Consider the following 12,537-nt stretch of genomic DNA (forward strand, 5'->3'; position numbering starts at 1 on the left):
TGCAAAAGATGACGAGTCCAGCGGGCAGGTCAATTTCGCTGGGTTTGGCTTCAGGTCTCACTGTTTGCCCTCCGCGCAGCGCGCTTTTTCGCGCCGAGCTGCTGGTTGCAGGCAGGGCATGTGAAGCGACTGTGCATTTCAATCTTCGCGTCGTTGTTTGACACGACGTAATGCGTGCTGCATGTGCGGCAAGGCGCGACGGTCAGGCGAGCATCGGCTGCCATCGAACGGATCAGGTTCCATCCGCGGTCCGGCATGATGACCCGATTGCCGCCGAATAGGCGGTCGTAGACATCATTGGTTGCGAGCAGCGCCTCGGCCGGATTCGCTCCCATGGCAGTTGCCGATCGATACAACCACGCGTAGACGGTAGCGTGCAGCCGATGGACCGGAGTTTCGACAAACCATGAGAGCGACGTTGCCGTGTTGCCGCATGGCGAACTCTTGCCGTGGATCTCGCTGTAGCGCGTTCGCATCTGATGCTGGTTCAGACCGAAAAGGTTCGAGGCCGTTGAGGCGCGCAGACCGTAGGCCATCATCGCGCTGGCGTAGGCCTCGTTTTTCAGGCGCCCGAGACGAAGTTCTCCCCATTGAGCAGCGTAAGGAAGAATTCCAACGCGAGAGGGCGAGGTCAACATGATCTGGTGGGCAATCATCTCGTCAGTCAGGGTGCTGCCGGCGAACTCCCGCCAGAACGTTGGACTGTTGAAACGCCAGCGGAACAGCGGCAATTCCTTCATCCGGCCCAGCGCCAACCGTAGCTTGTGCGTCGGGACAGAAATCAGATACTTCGCGACCTCGGTCGAAATGCCTAGCAGCGGGGCACTCAGCACGCTGACGTTGAGCACCTGCGTGACAAGCGAAACAAATGCGGAATTCTGCTGGTTCACCGCGTAAGCCATCAGTGAGTCAAGCTGAGGCGTCTTGCGGCGAAGCACATCGACAGCCACGGTGGTGGCAGTGTTGTCGACGAAGCACCGCCAGTCCTCGACGGTCTTCAGCGTCGGCTCGACCATCAAAAACGGCGCGCGCAGCAGGTTTCGAAGCGAGGACTGGTTGAGCTGAAGCTGCTCGATCTCTTTGCGCTCGACATTGAAGACCTCGTTGAACCGACTGTCCTGCTTGAGCAACCACTTCATGTGGTCGACCAGATTGAAGTTTGCAACCTGAATTTGGCCGGTGAGCCATTCCGGCACATAGAACCGGTCAATCGCCCGGTAACCGTCTTTGTTGTTCACTGCGTTTTTTCCTTGTCTCTCAAACACATCAGTTGCCTGCAGAGTCAGGCCGCGCGAGCTGCTGCCAGCAATTCCCCGTGAAACTTGCCCGTAAGATCGGCCAGTCCCGTCAGAAGTCCCTTAAAGCGGCCGAGCGAACCGTCGGCCGTGACCAGCAGTTGAACGCTGTGGAATTTCTGAATGAACGAGCCGAAACGTTCTACCAGCCCGGCAACCCGCTTTTCAACGGCCGCTTTCTGATCGATTTCCGCTTCCTGTTTTTTCTTGAGCTCGGTCAGTTCCGCGAGGCGCTTTTGCGCTGCTTCACATTCACTGGTGAGCCGGCTGAGTTCCTCGAACCGGGTTTTCGCAGCGCTCTCAAGATTCCGAAGGTGCTCGGGCGTGACTTCGACCTCAACTTCTCTGATCGTGACCTTTTCATGGGCTTCGGCAAGCTCACGCCTCTTGGCCTGGACTTCACGTTCAAGCGTCGCAATGGTGCTTTGCAGGCCGCTCGCGGTCTGTTCGGCTGAGGCAAGGTCGACCATGGTCTTCCTCAGCTTCTCGCGGTCCTGCTGGACTTCATGATTCAGACGCTTCGCTTCCGCTGCGAGCCGCTCGTTATCGCTCTTCGCGTCGTCAAGCTGGCCATAGATTTCGGACAGCTGGCTCGTAACGGTAGCGAGGGCGCTCTCCTTCTCCACGAGGCGATCCTCGTAGCTCTCGATGATCTTCTTGATGTCGCGCTTGCTCAGATCGGGATTGTCGCGCTTGGCGTCAATGACCATCTCTACGACTTCGTCACTCTTGTTTACCAGCAGCTGCATGTCAGTGATCGACAGCATTTCGACCGCGCCGCTGTTCTTGCTGAAACGCTCGTAGCAGCGAATGTAGAGGTAGACCGAGTCGCGTTTCTTGCGGAACGTTCCTTCAAGGAAGCTGTAGACAAGCTCGGCTGCCTTTTTGCGGACCTGCTTTGTATCACCGTACGTGCTCACGAAGTGGCCCTCGATCCGCGTTCGGATGTGGTAGAACGAGCCTCCGATGCGCATGTGTTCGAGAAGAATCTTTTTCGTCGAGTGCGCGACTTCCTCGGCTTCTTCTGCGATCGAAGCACGCAGTCCGGCCGATATCTCATCGCCACCGAAGAACTCATTGACCTTCTGGCCAATTTCATGTTCGGACGGCACATGGGCGAAGGCGAGGGGCAATTCCCGCTCAACATTGCCGTCATTGCCCTCAGGACGGGTAGGATCGAAATCGTCCTCGTCGCCTGCTGTAACCGGGACATTCTTTTTGGTCATGTTGTTCTCTCTTCTTTTCGTGCTCGTTACTGATCTTTTCCTGCTTTTTTTGCAGGCGCCAAGGCCATTCGCCGGATCGTTCGAAAGCGGGTGCAACCTGTTTTCCCGAAATGCACCGCCTCAGAATACGCGCCGTTTCGTTGCTGCCATCCCGCTAAGAAGCTCAGTTTCATGCAGCTTTCACAGGAATGAAGTACGGGAATCCGACGGCCAGACAGTTGATTCGGCAAACATTTCTGAAACTTTAGGTAGCGATCGGTATTTTTTTAGGGTTTTCCCTCAGTTTCATCCGGTGCCTTTCTATGGCAGCGGGCGCTGTTTCGGCGACGGCCAGGACAGCCCGTCGCGCGTGAAGCACATTCACAGGCCGGTTGGTTGTGGAGGCGTACTCGGACTTTCGGGCGCGAAGCCAGTGACGCAGATCGGCTGCCCGCATCATGTTTAAAGGAAGGGCGGAGGACAGGTCGCAATGAGCGTGAGGGAATGCCGCCACCCCTTCCACTGGCCAGGTCCCCGGCAGAATTGACCGCAGAAAAGCGACCTTCGAGCGGTTCTGTTGCATCGGTGAGCGCCGTACATCTCTCAGTCCGTCAACCCCGGTACGCACGACCGTCTGTAGGTCTTGCCCTGGTTCAATGCGACCCGCCCAGTTTTTCGTCTCCACAACGAAGATGCCGAAAGGCGTCACGACAAGATGATCGACCTCGGCAGTCGGAAATTCGGCCCCCGGCGCATGATTGAGCAGAAGGGGGCCCGGATGCAGATAGAAGTTGTCGCCGCAGAGCCATTGCAAAGCGGCATGGAGCTCGGTCTGAACGGCAGCTTCACCTTCGTCGCCGCTACGCTGGCTGCGCGTTGCGGGGGGATGGCTGGAATTCGACTGGGGTCGGCGCCTGAGTGCCCGATAGACGAATACGCACCCGGTTACGAGAAAAATGTACGTCAGCATCGTGAAACCTCGCGGAGTGAAGATGATTCCAGTCTGCCGCGAAAATTGAGAAGTCAAGTCGTCGCCGGAACGACTGTGGTGTTGACGCCGCCGTCGACTCGACGGTGTCTGCATTGGCCATATCCCTTGATGCGCCGGGGCATCCGTCGCGCATTCGGCCGATTTGACGTCGCTCCTCGAAAATACATGTGCAGCACTTACATGTGCCTTTCCGCCAATCCTTTCTTCTTGCCTTCATGCACCCCCGGAAAGCTATAGGATTTAGTCGAGCTTTCTTGGCGAAGACGTTGAGCCGGCTCAGACAGGTCTGCCCAACGGGTGCGCATCTCCAGGACATTCAAAGCTGTACGACATTGGCGAGCATTTGCGGCTTCCAGCAACTGACTGAGCGCTAACCTTGCACTATCCATTGGCGTCCTGCGACGCATCGACCTGCCGCGAGTGATCGCGCGCTACCTGCTTTTCCCATCTCCGTCTTTTTCCTGCCGCAAGAGCTTTGGTGCGCGTCCGTGTGGACGCAGACCAAAGCGCTTCGCGCCTGAGTTTCCTTGCTCTTCGAGCATCGAAACCACCGGACGTTGGTCCGGACATTCCCTGTTGATTATTTTTCTAGAGAGAAAAATGCTGAAGGTCCATTTCAAAGACTCAATCAAGTCGCCAGGCAAGGTGCTGGCTCTGTGTTTCATCGCGTATTTCGCGACCATTTCATTTGTCGTTTCCGGCTTTCTTGTTCTTCTGGCTGCCCATTGGGTAGTCAAGAAAATGAAGAAGAAGGGGAAGGCCATTCTGCAGGCGGAAGCGGATGCGGAAGCGGCTCGCATCGAGACTGAAAAACTCGCTGCCCGAGCTGCGGGCGAAACGAAAGTGCCAGTTGCATCTGCCGCAACTGCAGCCGCCAACGACAGCAATATGAAGCCGACGCCGATGAAGCAGTACGCAAAATCGGCTGTCGTTGTTCCGTTCAAGAACGGTACCCGTTAATCGGCCTACCGTTGTTATCTACCGTCACCTGGGCCTCGCGCCTCTGGTGACGGCACCCTTCACCCTGCCGGGAATCGCATTCCCGGACACGGGCCATGAGATTGCCGGCGCCACCGGAGCAATCCCATGGAAATGCATGTGGCTGCCTGGCAGCTGGACATGTTCGGCGATTCATCGCCTGTTGTCGTAACCCCTCCCAAGCCTGATCCGCTGCCCGATCCGCATCTTTGGAGCGAGTCGGTGCGCGCAAAGATGGTTGATGCGCTCATCTCACTCGCCAGCGACAGTCGTCGCGGCGATAACATGCTCGAGTCGCTGATGGATTGCGCAGACCTGCTGTCCGAACGTCTACGCAACCGCAAGATCGATGTCGATGACTACCGCGCGACGCTGGGCTGGATCATGGGTTACTGGGATGGCGCGCTGCCCTATCTCTATGTGTGCAAGGTCAACGGCGTTGATCCGGAGATCCTGCAGGACGCAATTCTTAGCACGCCGCTACTTCTGCGCGATTTGCGCGAAGTTCAGCGCGTTTGCTTTGGCACGTTGCTATAGGAGCGAGTCATGGCGAACGCAGTAACGCTTTTTGCCCGCGTCATGGCGGACCTCTTCAACGGCAAATCTGCAAGCGAGCCCTCCGGGTTTTGCGCGCAGACGAACCCGCAGCCGGACGCACCAGATCCACAACCGACGGACGGGAATGACACCACGGCCAGCACGGTTGGGCAGGGCGCGCCGAACGAGACCGTTGTAACAATCGGCGACATCCCCCATCTGTTCGTCGATGAAGGCGATCACGTCGTCCAGTTCAGTCCTGCTTTCGACGACCACTCAGAGGAAACCGAGTTCGGTATGAAGATCCTCCCCGATCTCGCGCCGCACTGGGCGCAGCGTGCCGTGCACCGGTGTCCGCTCAAGGAGGCGGTAGCTGCCGCGATCCGCCACAACGGCAATCCACCTGCCACCAGTCCTCCGGCTCAGAGCAAGCGGCTCGGCAACGGCCATCCTGATCCATCAGCCGGAAGCGAAGAAGCGTTTGAGGCCGAACCGGCCGTGCCAACGCGATCGCGCCGCAACGACACCGCGGACGCGTCGAACGTCGTTGGCCGCATCGTTTCATGGGGCGAAGAGCGCTTTCCCGATCGCAAGAAGCCGGGGCGCTTTTACAAATCCTTCGCGATGCATATCGACACCAGCGCTGGTGAGCGAACGCTGCAAGGCGAAGGCCTGAAGGAAGCGATCGCGGAAAGCCGCTGTGTTGTTGGTGATGTCGTCTCTGTACGTCGCACCGGGAAAGTCAAGGTTCCCGCGATCCGCACGGATGGCTCACCAATTGTCAAGGACGGCAAGCCGCTCATGTGGGACAAGTGGCTATGGTCAATATCTAATTAGAGGAACAACAAATGGCATCTGTCAATAAAGTGATTCTCGTCGGAAACCTCGGCGCGGACCCTGAAGTTCGATATCTTCCAAGCGGTGACGCAGTGGCGAACATTCGTCTTGCGACGACCGATCGCTACAAGGACAAGGCGTCGGGCGAGATGAAAGAGGCGACAGAATGGCACCGCGTCTCATTCTTCGGGCGCCTCGCCGAAATCGTGTCAGAGTATTTGAAGAAGGGCTCGTCGGTGTATATCGAAGGGCGTATTCGCACCCGCAAGTGGCAGGCGCAGGACGGTACCGACCGCTACTCGACGGAAATCGTTGCCGACCAGATGCAGATGCTGGGCGGCCGTAGCAGTGACGAAAGCGGCGGCGACTTCGAACAGCGTAGCGGCTCGCGCGCACAGCGACCCGGTCCGGCCTCGCGTTCTAATGATTCGGGTCAGTCGCACGCAGGCGCCCGCGGGCAACTTCCGCAGCCGTCTCATAGCGGCGGTGGTTTCGACGAAATGGACGATCCGATCCCGTTCTGAGGTTTTGTAACCGCCGAGCTGCATGGCTTGCGATCTGATCCCGGAAAGGCTCACCTTTTCCTGATCCTTCTCCCGTAACACCTCACCATCGCAACGACATGCCTTCGGGCGTGTCGTGCGACGGACCTTCTGCACTGGCCGTTCGGGCCTGCCTCCTTCTCTGTCCAGCCAGCACGTCTGCTGAAAAAAGTTGCCCGCCAGTGCGCGGACTGCTTTTTTGAGCACGCGTTCTTACGCCTGTCTCAGGCATCGACCCCAACCCACTTCCACCTAGGAGAGTGACAATGAGTACATCTGGACGCGGGCTTTCACCCGAGAAGTACGAGTGGCTGCAACGCAAGCTGAAGGAATTCAGTCTCTCTCCGGAGGCGTGGATTTCGACATTGATGAGCTATGGCATTTCTGGCGATTCTCTGACTGGCAACGGGGCTCCGTGCCCGATCTGTGGTGGTGAAGACCGTTTTACATATGACAACAGGAACGGCCGTGGTGACTGGGTTTGTCGCCAGTGCAACGACGGACGTCCAAGCGCTGGCGACGGCTTGCAGCTCATCGCGAAAGTAAGCGGCATCGGACTCTATCGCCTGATGCGCCAACTCGATGGTGGCTTGCCGCCGCCGCCGCCCGCCACCTGCAACAAGAAGGCACCTGAGCCCAAGCGCAAAGTCGATCCCGCGTTCGTTGAGAAGATCCTCAACATGACATGGGAAAAGGATTGTGCGCCGCTCGAGGCCGGTGGATTCGCCATGCAGTATCTCAAAGGGCGTGTGCCAGGGTTGTCGGTTGAACCGTCGAAGGCTTTGCGCTTTGGCATGCTCGAATACCGGGACAACGACAAGACGGTGCTTGGCACCTGGCCCGGTATCGTCGCGCGCTATGTGTTGCCTGACGGACGGCTCGGCACATTGCACCGGACGTATCTTGACCACCATGTGCCCAAGAAGGCCACGATCGTCTCAGCAGATGGGGAGATTCTTGATTCCAAGAAGAACCACATGACGCTGAATTCCTTGCCTGGTGGCGCTGTTCGACTGATGGACCCGGTCGATGGCGAAATCGGTGTAGGGGAGGGGCTTGAATCGGCGTACGGCGCGCATATGGAATTCGGTGTGCCGGCCTGGTACTGCCTGAACAAGGATCTTCTGCGGCAGTTCGTTGTTCCTCGCGGGCTCGGTATCAAGGTCGTCCATATCTTCATGGACTTCGACGAAATCGATCCGAAGACTCGAAAGTCGCCGGGCGTCGCGGCGGGAATGGAGCTCGCAACGCGCTTGCGTGCCGAGGGATATTCCGTTGTGCTGCATCGTCCGAAGCGTCGTGGGCACGACTACTGCAATGAGTGGAATGAGTTGTGGCAGCTCAGGCGCAACTCGTCGCTGCACAGGCAGCATCGTTATGTGGATATGCGGCAAGCTGTCGCCGCTTAAGTATTGCGCCGGCGTACTGGCGATCTTCAAACCTGCCCGATGGGGATGTTCCCCATCGGGGATGTCTTGTCGGGCCAATTTCGATGGAGTAGAAAATGGCTTCGTTCCAGGTTCTCGTGGGGAGCTTTGCAATCGTCGCAACCAACGGCGCTGCGGGTGGCCGTCAGCGTGTAGGAAAGTCGGATGCCGTCGCTTTCGACGTTATCGACCGGACCGCCTGTGGCAACACCGCCTATGCGTGTCGCGATCAGTCTTTTCCAGATGCGTGGGACTTTTGTACACGCCGACTTCTTGTTACTGCGGCTCCACGCTCGCATTGATCCAGAAAAGCGAAACGGCCCCCCAGATGTTGGGGGAGCCGTTTTTTTTTGCCTGCGCGCTCCGTTCATTTCATGATCGCGACGCAGACTGCAACAACGACGGCAAAGACTTTCCACATGCGCCAAAGTTCGCTCGACCAGAGCGCGCCAGCGGCACCAGTCAGCAGCAGCACGACGCACAGATCATTGTTGACGTGCATGCTCGCCAGCATCGCGGCAAACCACCAGAGCGCGAGCGACGCGCCGAATATGATCGCGCGGCGTGTGAAGAACGGAAGCGCCATGAACTTCGTATAGCAGACCGTCAGCCGATCCATTGCGTTCACTCCTTGGATTTGGTTTTCGCCACGTGTTCTACGGCATCGAGGCTGTACCAGCCGGCAATACCAGCAGCAACCAGAGTTGCAATGAACAGCCAAGAGCGCGGTTCAGTCAGTGGCAGGCCGTTACGCACGATTTCGATTAATTCCAGCATTTTCGCCCCCTAAGATCGGTAGCCGCTTCGATGCACCGCACGTCGCGCGATGAACATCGAAGCCATGACCCATCTTCGCATTACCACGGCGAAGTCAAGTTTCTATCAGAAGAACGCACCAAAGGCGTCGGCGATCTGATCGACGTCGTGCCCCCCAGGCTCATCGGTCCCGTTGATTGAGCGCAGCTCGTCTTCTTCGATGACCGCTTCCGTGGCAACGCGCGTGGCGGCCGCACGTTGATCGACTGCCTCGGGCGCAATCACATTGCGCGCGATCACGGCGGCGGGATAGACGGCACGCACCGCGACTTGCCGCTCGAAGTCTAAGGTGACGCAATTTTCCCGCAACGCGGCTTCGGCCAAGGAGCGCAGCAGCGCCGCACGTTCCCTGTACGAGCTTGCCTGCCGGAGTCTGGCATGAAGGAGAGGCGTGGTCACCGCGTCAATGACCAGCTTCATGTCGAACTTTTCGCTCATGCTTTTGCAGTGGCGCGCTCGCGGGTAAGCCCGGCTTCGCCGACGATCAGGAATCCCTTGGCGTTCGCCGTGCAGGGTGAGTCTATGACCTCGAGCGTCACGCGTGGGAACGCCTTCCGGATTGCAGGTGCATACAGCGCACCACCGCCGCCGGACAGAATGATCGAGCGCACGTTGGTGAGCTGGCCGACGTTGTTTTGCATTTCCTTGACAACACCAGCGATGACCGGTTGCGACTGGTCGAGATATGGATCAAGGTCGATATCGTTGCCATAGAAAAAGAACGGCTTGCGCTCGCGCAACGCCTTGTCGATGCGTTCGATGTCCTCGACCTGTTCGTCCTGGTCGCGCGAGATGAGTGCCGCGATGCGCTGATAGATCTGGGATGCGCCGCCTGGGATACCGTCGCTGCGCTTATCGTCCATCGTGAATCCGTTGGCATAAACCCAGTCAGTCGTGAAGTAGCCCACGTCGATCACGAGGTGGGCGCTCTCGCGACCGAACTCACCCTGACGGTTAGAAGATGCTGCGACAAGCGAGCCGAGCGGTTGCGGGATGACTACCACCTTATCGATCGTAATGCGACCCGGGCCGTAGTCGAACGTGCCGGTGAAGCGATCACGCAGTGCGCCGGAGTACTTCTTCATGTTATGAACGGGCAAACCAAGGACCAGGCGCTCGATATGGGTGACGTCCGCGAAATGAATCGCGCCGAATAGAAGGGCTGCGTAGTTATCGGACAGCACAAAATCGTTCGACAGCGCGCGGCCGGTGTTGCCGTACGCTGCCGTGAGCGAAACGTCGGGCCCAACCTCGTATTCGATCTGCTCGATAACGATGGTCGCGACCTTGCGCGAGGCGAGCACGCTGTCGCCATAGCCGGACAGTGCACGGCTTGCGGCGAGCGGCGCAAGGGAAGGGAACATGCCCGTGGCGATGGTGCCGCTCGCTGCCCGGTGAGCGTGTTTGGTGTTGCCGTAACCGACGTCGATTGCAAAGACCGAAGTTTTCAAGGTGACTCCATGCGTTGAGTTGAACCACGCTCCGAAGTGATAGAAAACTGACAGATAAGTGTCAGTTTGAATCGCCCCGGTCGCGCGGCACCGGCGAACTATCAGATAACTGACACTTAAGTGTCAGTTCGAGTGTTGCGCCGGGCTTTCTGAGCAAACTGACACTTTTCTGTCAGTTCTACCTGGTTTCAGTCTAGCGAGCGCGTAGCGAAGTCAAGTCGACGAAAGCCGACCGGTTCTGACCATCTTTCGGCATGCACTGCTTGCGCGACTGGCCCTATCCTTGGCATACCTACCGCGTCCCAGACGCATCGAATGCGAGTGCAAGGCACTCGCTCGTCCCTATCCCTGGCCCGCAACAGGCCGAGAAGTACCCCACTGACCGGGCCGCACAGTGATGCGGCCTTTTTCTGAAGCAAATCAAGTCCATGGTGGTCCACGTTGAGGACACCCGGACACTGCGATATCCATACGATTGGCGGCGGTTTGCCGCGTTGTGACGCGTTGAGGACATGTGGAGAGACCGGACACCGGACACTTTCTACATCTCGGCGGCGTCTGCACACGCCCTTACAGCGACGGCTGGGTGCGCTCACGAAACCCGATACACCGCGGCGGAGATGAGTGACTTTGGGGGCGGGGGAAGCCTTGCGGACCGGCAAGACCGGATAACCGCGATTCCCTGACGGAAGAGGACACGGCGCGCGCGGCCGTACACAAAACGCGTACAGGTATTGCCCGGCAATTAGCACTGGCCCGGAGCTCCGCGAAGCGGAACACGGTTCACAGGCGCGAAAGCGTGATGCTGGCAGGGTAGCCACGAAGCTGCATTAAGCGGGAAGTGTTTCCACGCAGCGCGAAGGCAGCGATGCCCCGCGCGAAATGCATCGGTGGCGGATTGCGCGAAGCGCGATTCGTGCTGATGGGCGGCAGGTTGGACAGTCGGAATGCATGATCTTCTCATGCATCTGGTTGATCGGATGGAATCGCTAAAGGACAGGAAGGCAGGACCCAAGCGACGGGGCTACGGCGCAGCCGCCACAGTGGCGGGCAACAAAGCGCAAACCGGGTGGTCGGGTGACGGCATCGGGTAGGGATGTCGCGAACATCGGGCTGGATAATGGCACGCAGAGGCAGCGCGGCGGCGCCGCAAGGGATTACCGCATGAGCGCAATTCTCAATGTGAGAGCGATCGTCAACGGCTATGGTTTTGGTCCCGAATTCCGGGATGCGCTCCTCAAACTGTTCGACGAGAACGTTGCGCGCGTTCATAGCACCACGCGAATCAGCAAGCGCGCGTTGTCGATCAAGACGCAGGAATATCGCGCTGCCAAACTGTGTAAGGCGTTCAAGGAACTGCGCGAGGGCGGTTACGTTCTTCAGACGCCCTGGTCGCTTAAACGCAAGCACGTGAAATTTCTGGTCGACTCGTGGGTGGCGGCTGGTCAGAGCGGCGGGACGATAGAAAACAAGCTGACGTATTTTCGGGCGATGGCGCATTGGATGGGCAAGACAAATCTGATTGGCTCGCTTGACGACTACGCGGACCGAGAGGCGCTCGGTCTGAAACGGAGTTACGTGGCAAAGGAGGATAAATCGTGGCAGGCGCATGGCGTCGATGCCGTCGCGAAGATCGAAGAGATCGCGCAAACGTGTCCGCACACAGCGGTTCAGCTGAAAATGCAGGCCGCGTTTGGCTTGCGCATCGAAGAGAGTTTTATGCTCCGCCCTGTGGAAGCAGTGCGAAATTGGACACTGCTGGCAGTGACGCGTGGCACGAAAGGGGGTAGGCCGCGCGAGGTGCCGATCGAGACCAAGATCAGGATACTGGAAGAGGCTGCGATGCTCAGCAACGGTCTCACGGGCTCGACAGTCCCCGCAGATAGGACCTTAGGTCAATGGCGTGACTGGTACTACTACGTCCTCGAAAAACACGGGATCACCAAAAAAGGCATGGGCATTACCAGTCACGGTCTTCGGCACGAATATCTGCAAACGCTCTATCAAGATACCACTGGTGTACCGGCGCCAATTAAGCGAGCTGGTGAACGGCCAGATCCACAGCTACATGAACAGGCGATGCGCCGCGTCGTCGAGGCCGCGGGTCACTCCCGGCTGAGCAAGGCGGGCGCGTACCTGTCAACCTTTGCCATGCAGGATCGGCGGCAGAAGAAGCTGCCGACTATAGACGACGCGCGCAACGCCGTGACCGCGGCCGCCGGCAACAAGAGTCATGCCGCGAAGGCGTTGGGAATTTCGCGGCAGGCACTGTACCGGATACTGGGTGCCGCGGACAAATAGCATTGCCGAGGCCCGTGGAAATGGGCCCCAAAATTGTGTGTCATACACACCGCTTCTCGCGCAACTGCTCCCCCACAATATGAATCGTCTCTCGGGTTCCGGCATTGGCCGTAGGAACATGTTGGAACCAGTTCACAGCCGGCTCGCGTAGCCGGCT

13 protein-coding genes are annotated in these 12,537 nt (G+C 58.4%); 6 read left to right on the plus strand and 7 right to left on the minus strand.

The features are described from left to right. Positions 1 to 50 precede the first annotated feature (50 nt). The 3 genes from AB3X96_RS37220 to AB3X96_RS37230 all read right to left on the minus strand — a co-directional run bounded on the left by AB3X96_RS37220 (position 51) and on the right by AB3X96_RS37230 (position 3,470). The gene (locus tag AB3X96_RS37220) at positions 51 to 1,238 is read right to left on the minus strand and encodes a FlhC family transcriptional regulator (RefSeq protein ID WP_368593661.1); all 1,188 of its coding nucleotides are present in this window, start codon (positions 1,236 to 1,238) and stop codon (positions 51 to 53) included. Positions 1,239 to 1,282: 44 nt separating this feature from the next. Continuing rightward, positions 1,283 to 2,521: a hypothetical protein gene (locus AB3X96_RS37225; RefSeq protein WP_368593662.1), complete on the minus strand. Its 1,239-nt coding sequence runs from the start codon at positions 2,519 to 2,521 to the stop codon at positions 1,283 to 1,285. 244 nt (positions 2,522 to 2,765) lie between these two features. Next, positions 2,766 to 3,470: a nuclease-related domain-containing protein gene (locus tag AB3X96_RS37230; RefSeq protein ID WP_368593663.1), complete on the minus strand. Its 705-nt coding sequence runs from the start codon at positions 3,468 to 3,470 to the stop codon at positions 2,766 to 2,768. Positions 3,471 to 3,911: 441 nt separating this feature from the next. Between AB3X96_RS37230 and AB3X96_RS37235 the strand changes: the two genes are divergently transcribed. From AB3X96_RS37235 to AB3X96_RS37255, 5 genes are all read left to right on the plus strand, one after another. Next, positions 3,912 to 4,451, plus strand: coding sequence for a hypothetical protein (locus AB3X96_RS37235; RefSeq protein ID WP_368593664.1), 540 nt, complete (start codon positions 3,912 to 3,914; stop codon positions 4,449 to 4,451). 126 nt (positions 4,452 to 4,577) lie between these two features. Next, on the plus strand, positions 4,578 to 5,006 hold the full coding sequence (locus AB3X96_RS37240; protein ID WP_368593665.1) for a hypothetical protein: 429 nt from the start codon (positions 4,578 to 4,580) through the stop codon (positions 5,004 to 5,006). Positions 5,007 to 5,015: 9 nt separating this feature from the next. After that, entirely contained in the window at positions 5,016 to 5,843 is an 828-nt protein-coding gene (locus AB3X96_RS37245; protein ID WP_368593666.1) for a hypothetical protein, read from the plus strand. An 11-nt stretch (positions 5,844 to 5,854) separates the two neighbouring features. Further along, positions 5,855 to 6,367, plus strand: a complete 513-nt coding sequence (locus AB3X96_RS37250; protein ID WP_368593667.1) for a single-stranded DNA-binding protein — start codon at positions 5,855 to 5,857, stop codon at positions 6,365 to 6,367. Between the two features lie 284 nt (positions 6,368 to 6,651). Continuing rightward, positions 6,652 to 7,794 carry a primase-helicase zinc-binding domain-containing protein gene (locus tag AB3X96_RS37255; protein ID WP_368593668.1) on the plus strand — a complete coding sequence of 381 codons (1,143 nt, stop codon included), beginning with the start codon at positions 6,652 to 6,654 and terminating at the stop codon, positions 7,792 to 7,794. Positions 7,795 to 8,179: 385 nt separating this feature from the next. On the opposite strand, the gene AB3X96_RS37260 is transcribed toward AB3X96_RS37255, so the two are convergent. From AB3X96_RS37260 to AB3X96_RS37275, 4 genes are all read right to left on the minus strand, one after another. Further along, positions 8,180 to 8,431 (minus strand): hypothetical protein, encoded by a 252-nt coding sequence (locus AB3X96_RS37260; protein WP_368593669.1) that lies wholly within the window; start codon positions 8,429 to 8,431, stop codon positions 8,180 to 8,182. Between the two features lie 5 nt (positions 8,432 to 8,436). Then, entirely contained in the window at positions 8,437 to 8,589 is a 153-nt protein-coding gene (locus tag AB3X96_RS37265) for a hypothetical protein (protein ID WP_193727505.1), read from the minus strand. A gap of 105 nt (positions 8,590 to 8,694) precedes the next feature. Next, positions 8,695 to 9,066, minus strand: a complete 372-nt coding sequence (locus AB3X96_RS37270; RefSeq protein ID WP_368593670.1) for a hypothetical protein — start codon at positions 9,064 to 9,066, stop codon at positions 8,695 to 8,697. Then, positions 9,063 to 10,079, minus strand: coding sequence for a PRTRC system protein D (locus tag AB3X96_RS37275; protein ID WP_368593671.1), 1,017 nt, complete (start codon positions 10,077 to 10,079; stop codon positions 9,063 to 9,065). The genes AB3X96_RS37270 and AB3X96_RS37275 overlap by 4 nt, the downstream gene beginning before the upstream one ends. Before the next feature lie 1,164 nt (positions 10,080 to 11,243). Here AB3X96_RS37275 and AB3X96_RS37280 point away from each other — a divergent pair. Further along, entirely contained in the window at positions 11,244 to 12,380 is a 1,137-nt protein-coding gene (locus AB3X96_RS37280; protein ID WP_368593672.1) for an integrase domain-containing protein, read from the plus strand. Positions 12,381 to 12,537: the final 157 nt, after the last annotated feature.

Source organism: Paraburkholderia sp. BR13439, from assembly GCF_040948805.1.
Lineage (GTDB): Bacteria > Pseudomonadota > Gammaproteobacteria > Burkholderiales > Burkholderiaceae > Paraburkholderia > Paraburkholderia youngii.

Coding starts and splice junctions, on each gene's coding strand:
- AB3X96_RS37225 (WP_368593662.1), bottom strand. CDS start 2,521: ATGACCAAAAAGAATGTCCCGGTTACAGCAGGCGACGAGGACGATTTC.
- AB3X96_RS37230 (WP_368593663.1), bottom strand. CDS start 3,470: ATGCTGACGTACATTTTTCTCGTAACCGGGTGCGTATTCGTCTATCGG.
- AB3X96_RS37240 (WP_368593665.1), top strand. CDS start 4,578: ATGGAAATGCATGTGGCTGCCTGGCAGCTGGACATGTTCGGCGATTCA.
- AB3X96_RS37245 (WP_368593666.1), top strand. CDS start 5,016: ATGGCGAACGCAGTAACGCTTTTTGCCCGCGTCATGGCGGACCTCTTC.
- AB3X96_RS37250 (WP_368593667.1), top strand. CDS start 5,855: ATGGCATCTGTCAATAAAGTGATTCTCGTCGGAAACCTCGGCGCGGAC.
- AB3X96_RS37255 (WP_368593668.1), top strand. CDS start 6,652: ATGAGTACATCTGGACGCGGGCTTTCACCCGAGAAGTACGAGTGGCTG.
- AB3X96_RS37260 (WP_368593669.1), bottom strand. CDS start 8,431: ATGGATCGGCTGACGGTCTGCTATACGAAGTTCATGGCGCTTCCGTTC.
- AB3X96_RS37265 (WP_193727505.1), bottom strand. CDS start 8,589: ATGCTGGAATTAATCGAAATCGTGCGTAACGGCCTGCCACTGACTGAA.
- AB3X96_RS37270 (WP_368593670.1), bottom strand. CDS start 9,066: ATGAGCGAAAAGTTCGACATGAAGCTGGTCATTGACGCGGTGACCACG.
- AB3X96_RS37280 (WP_368593672.1), top strand. CDS start 11,244: ATGAGCGCAATTCTCAATGTGAGAGCGATCGTCAACGGCTATGGTTTT.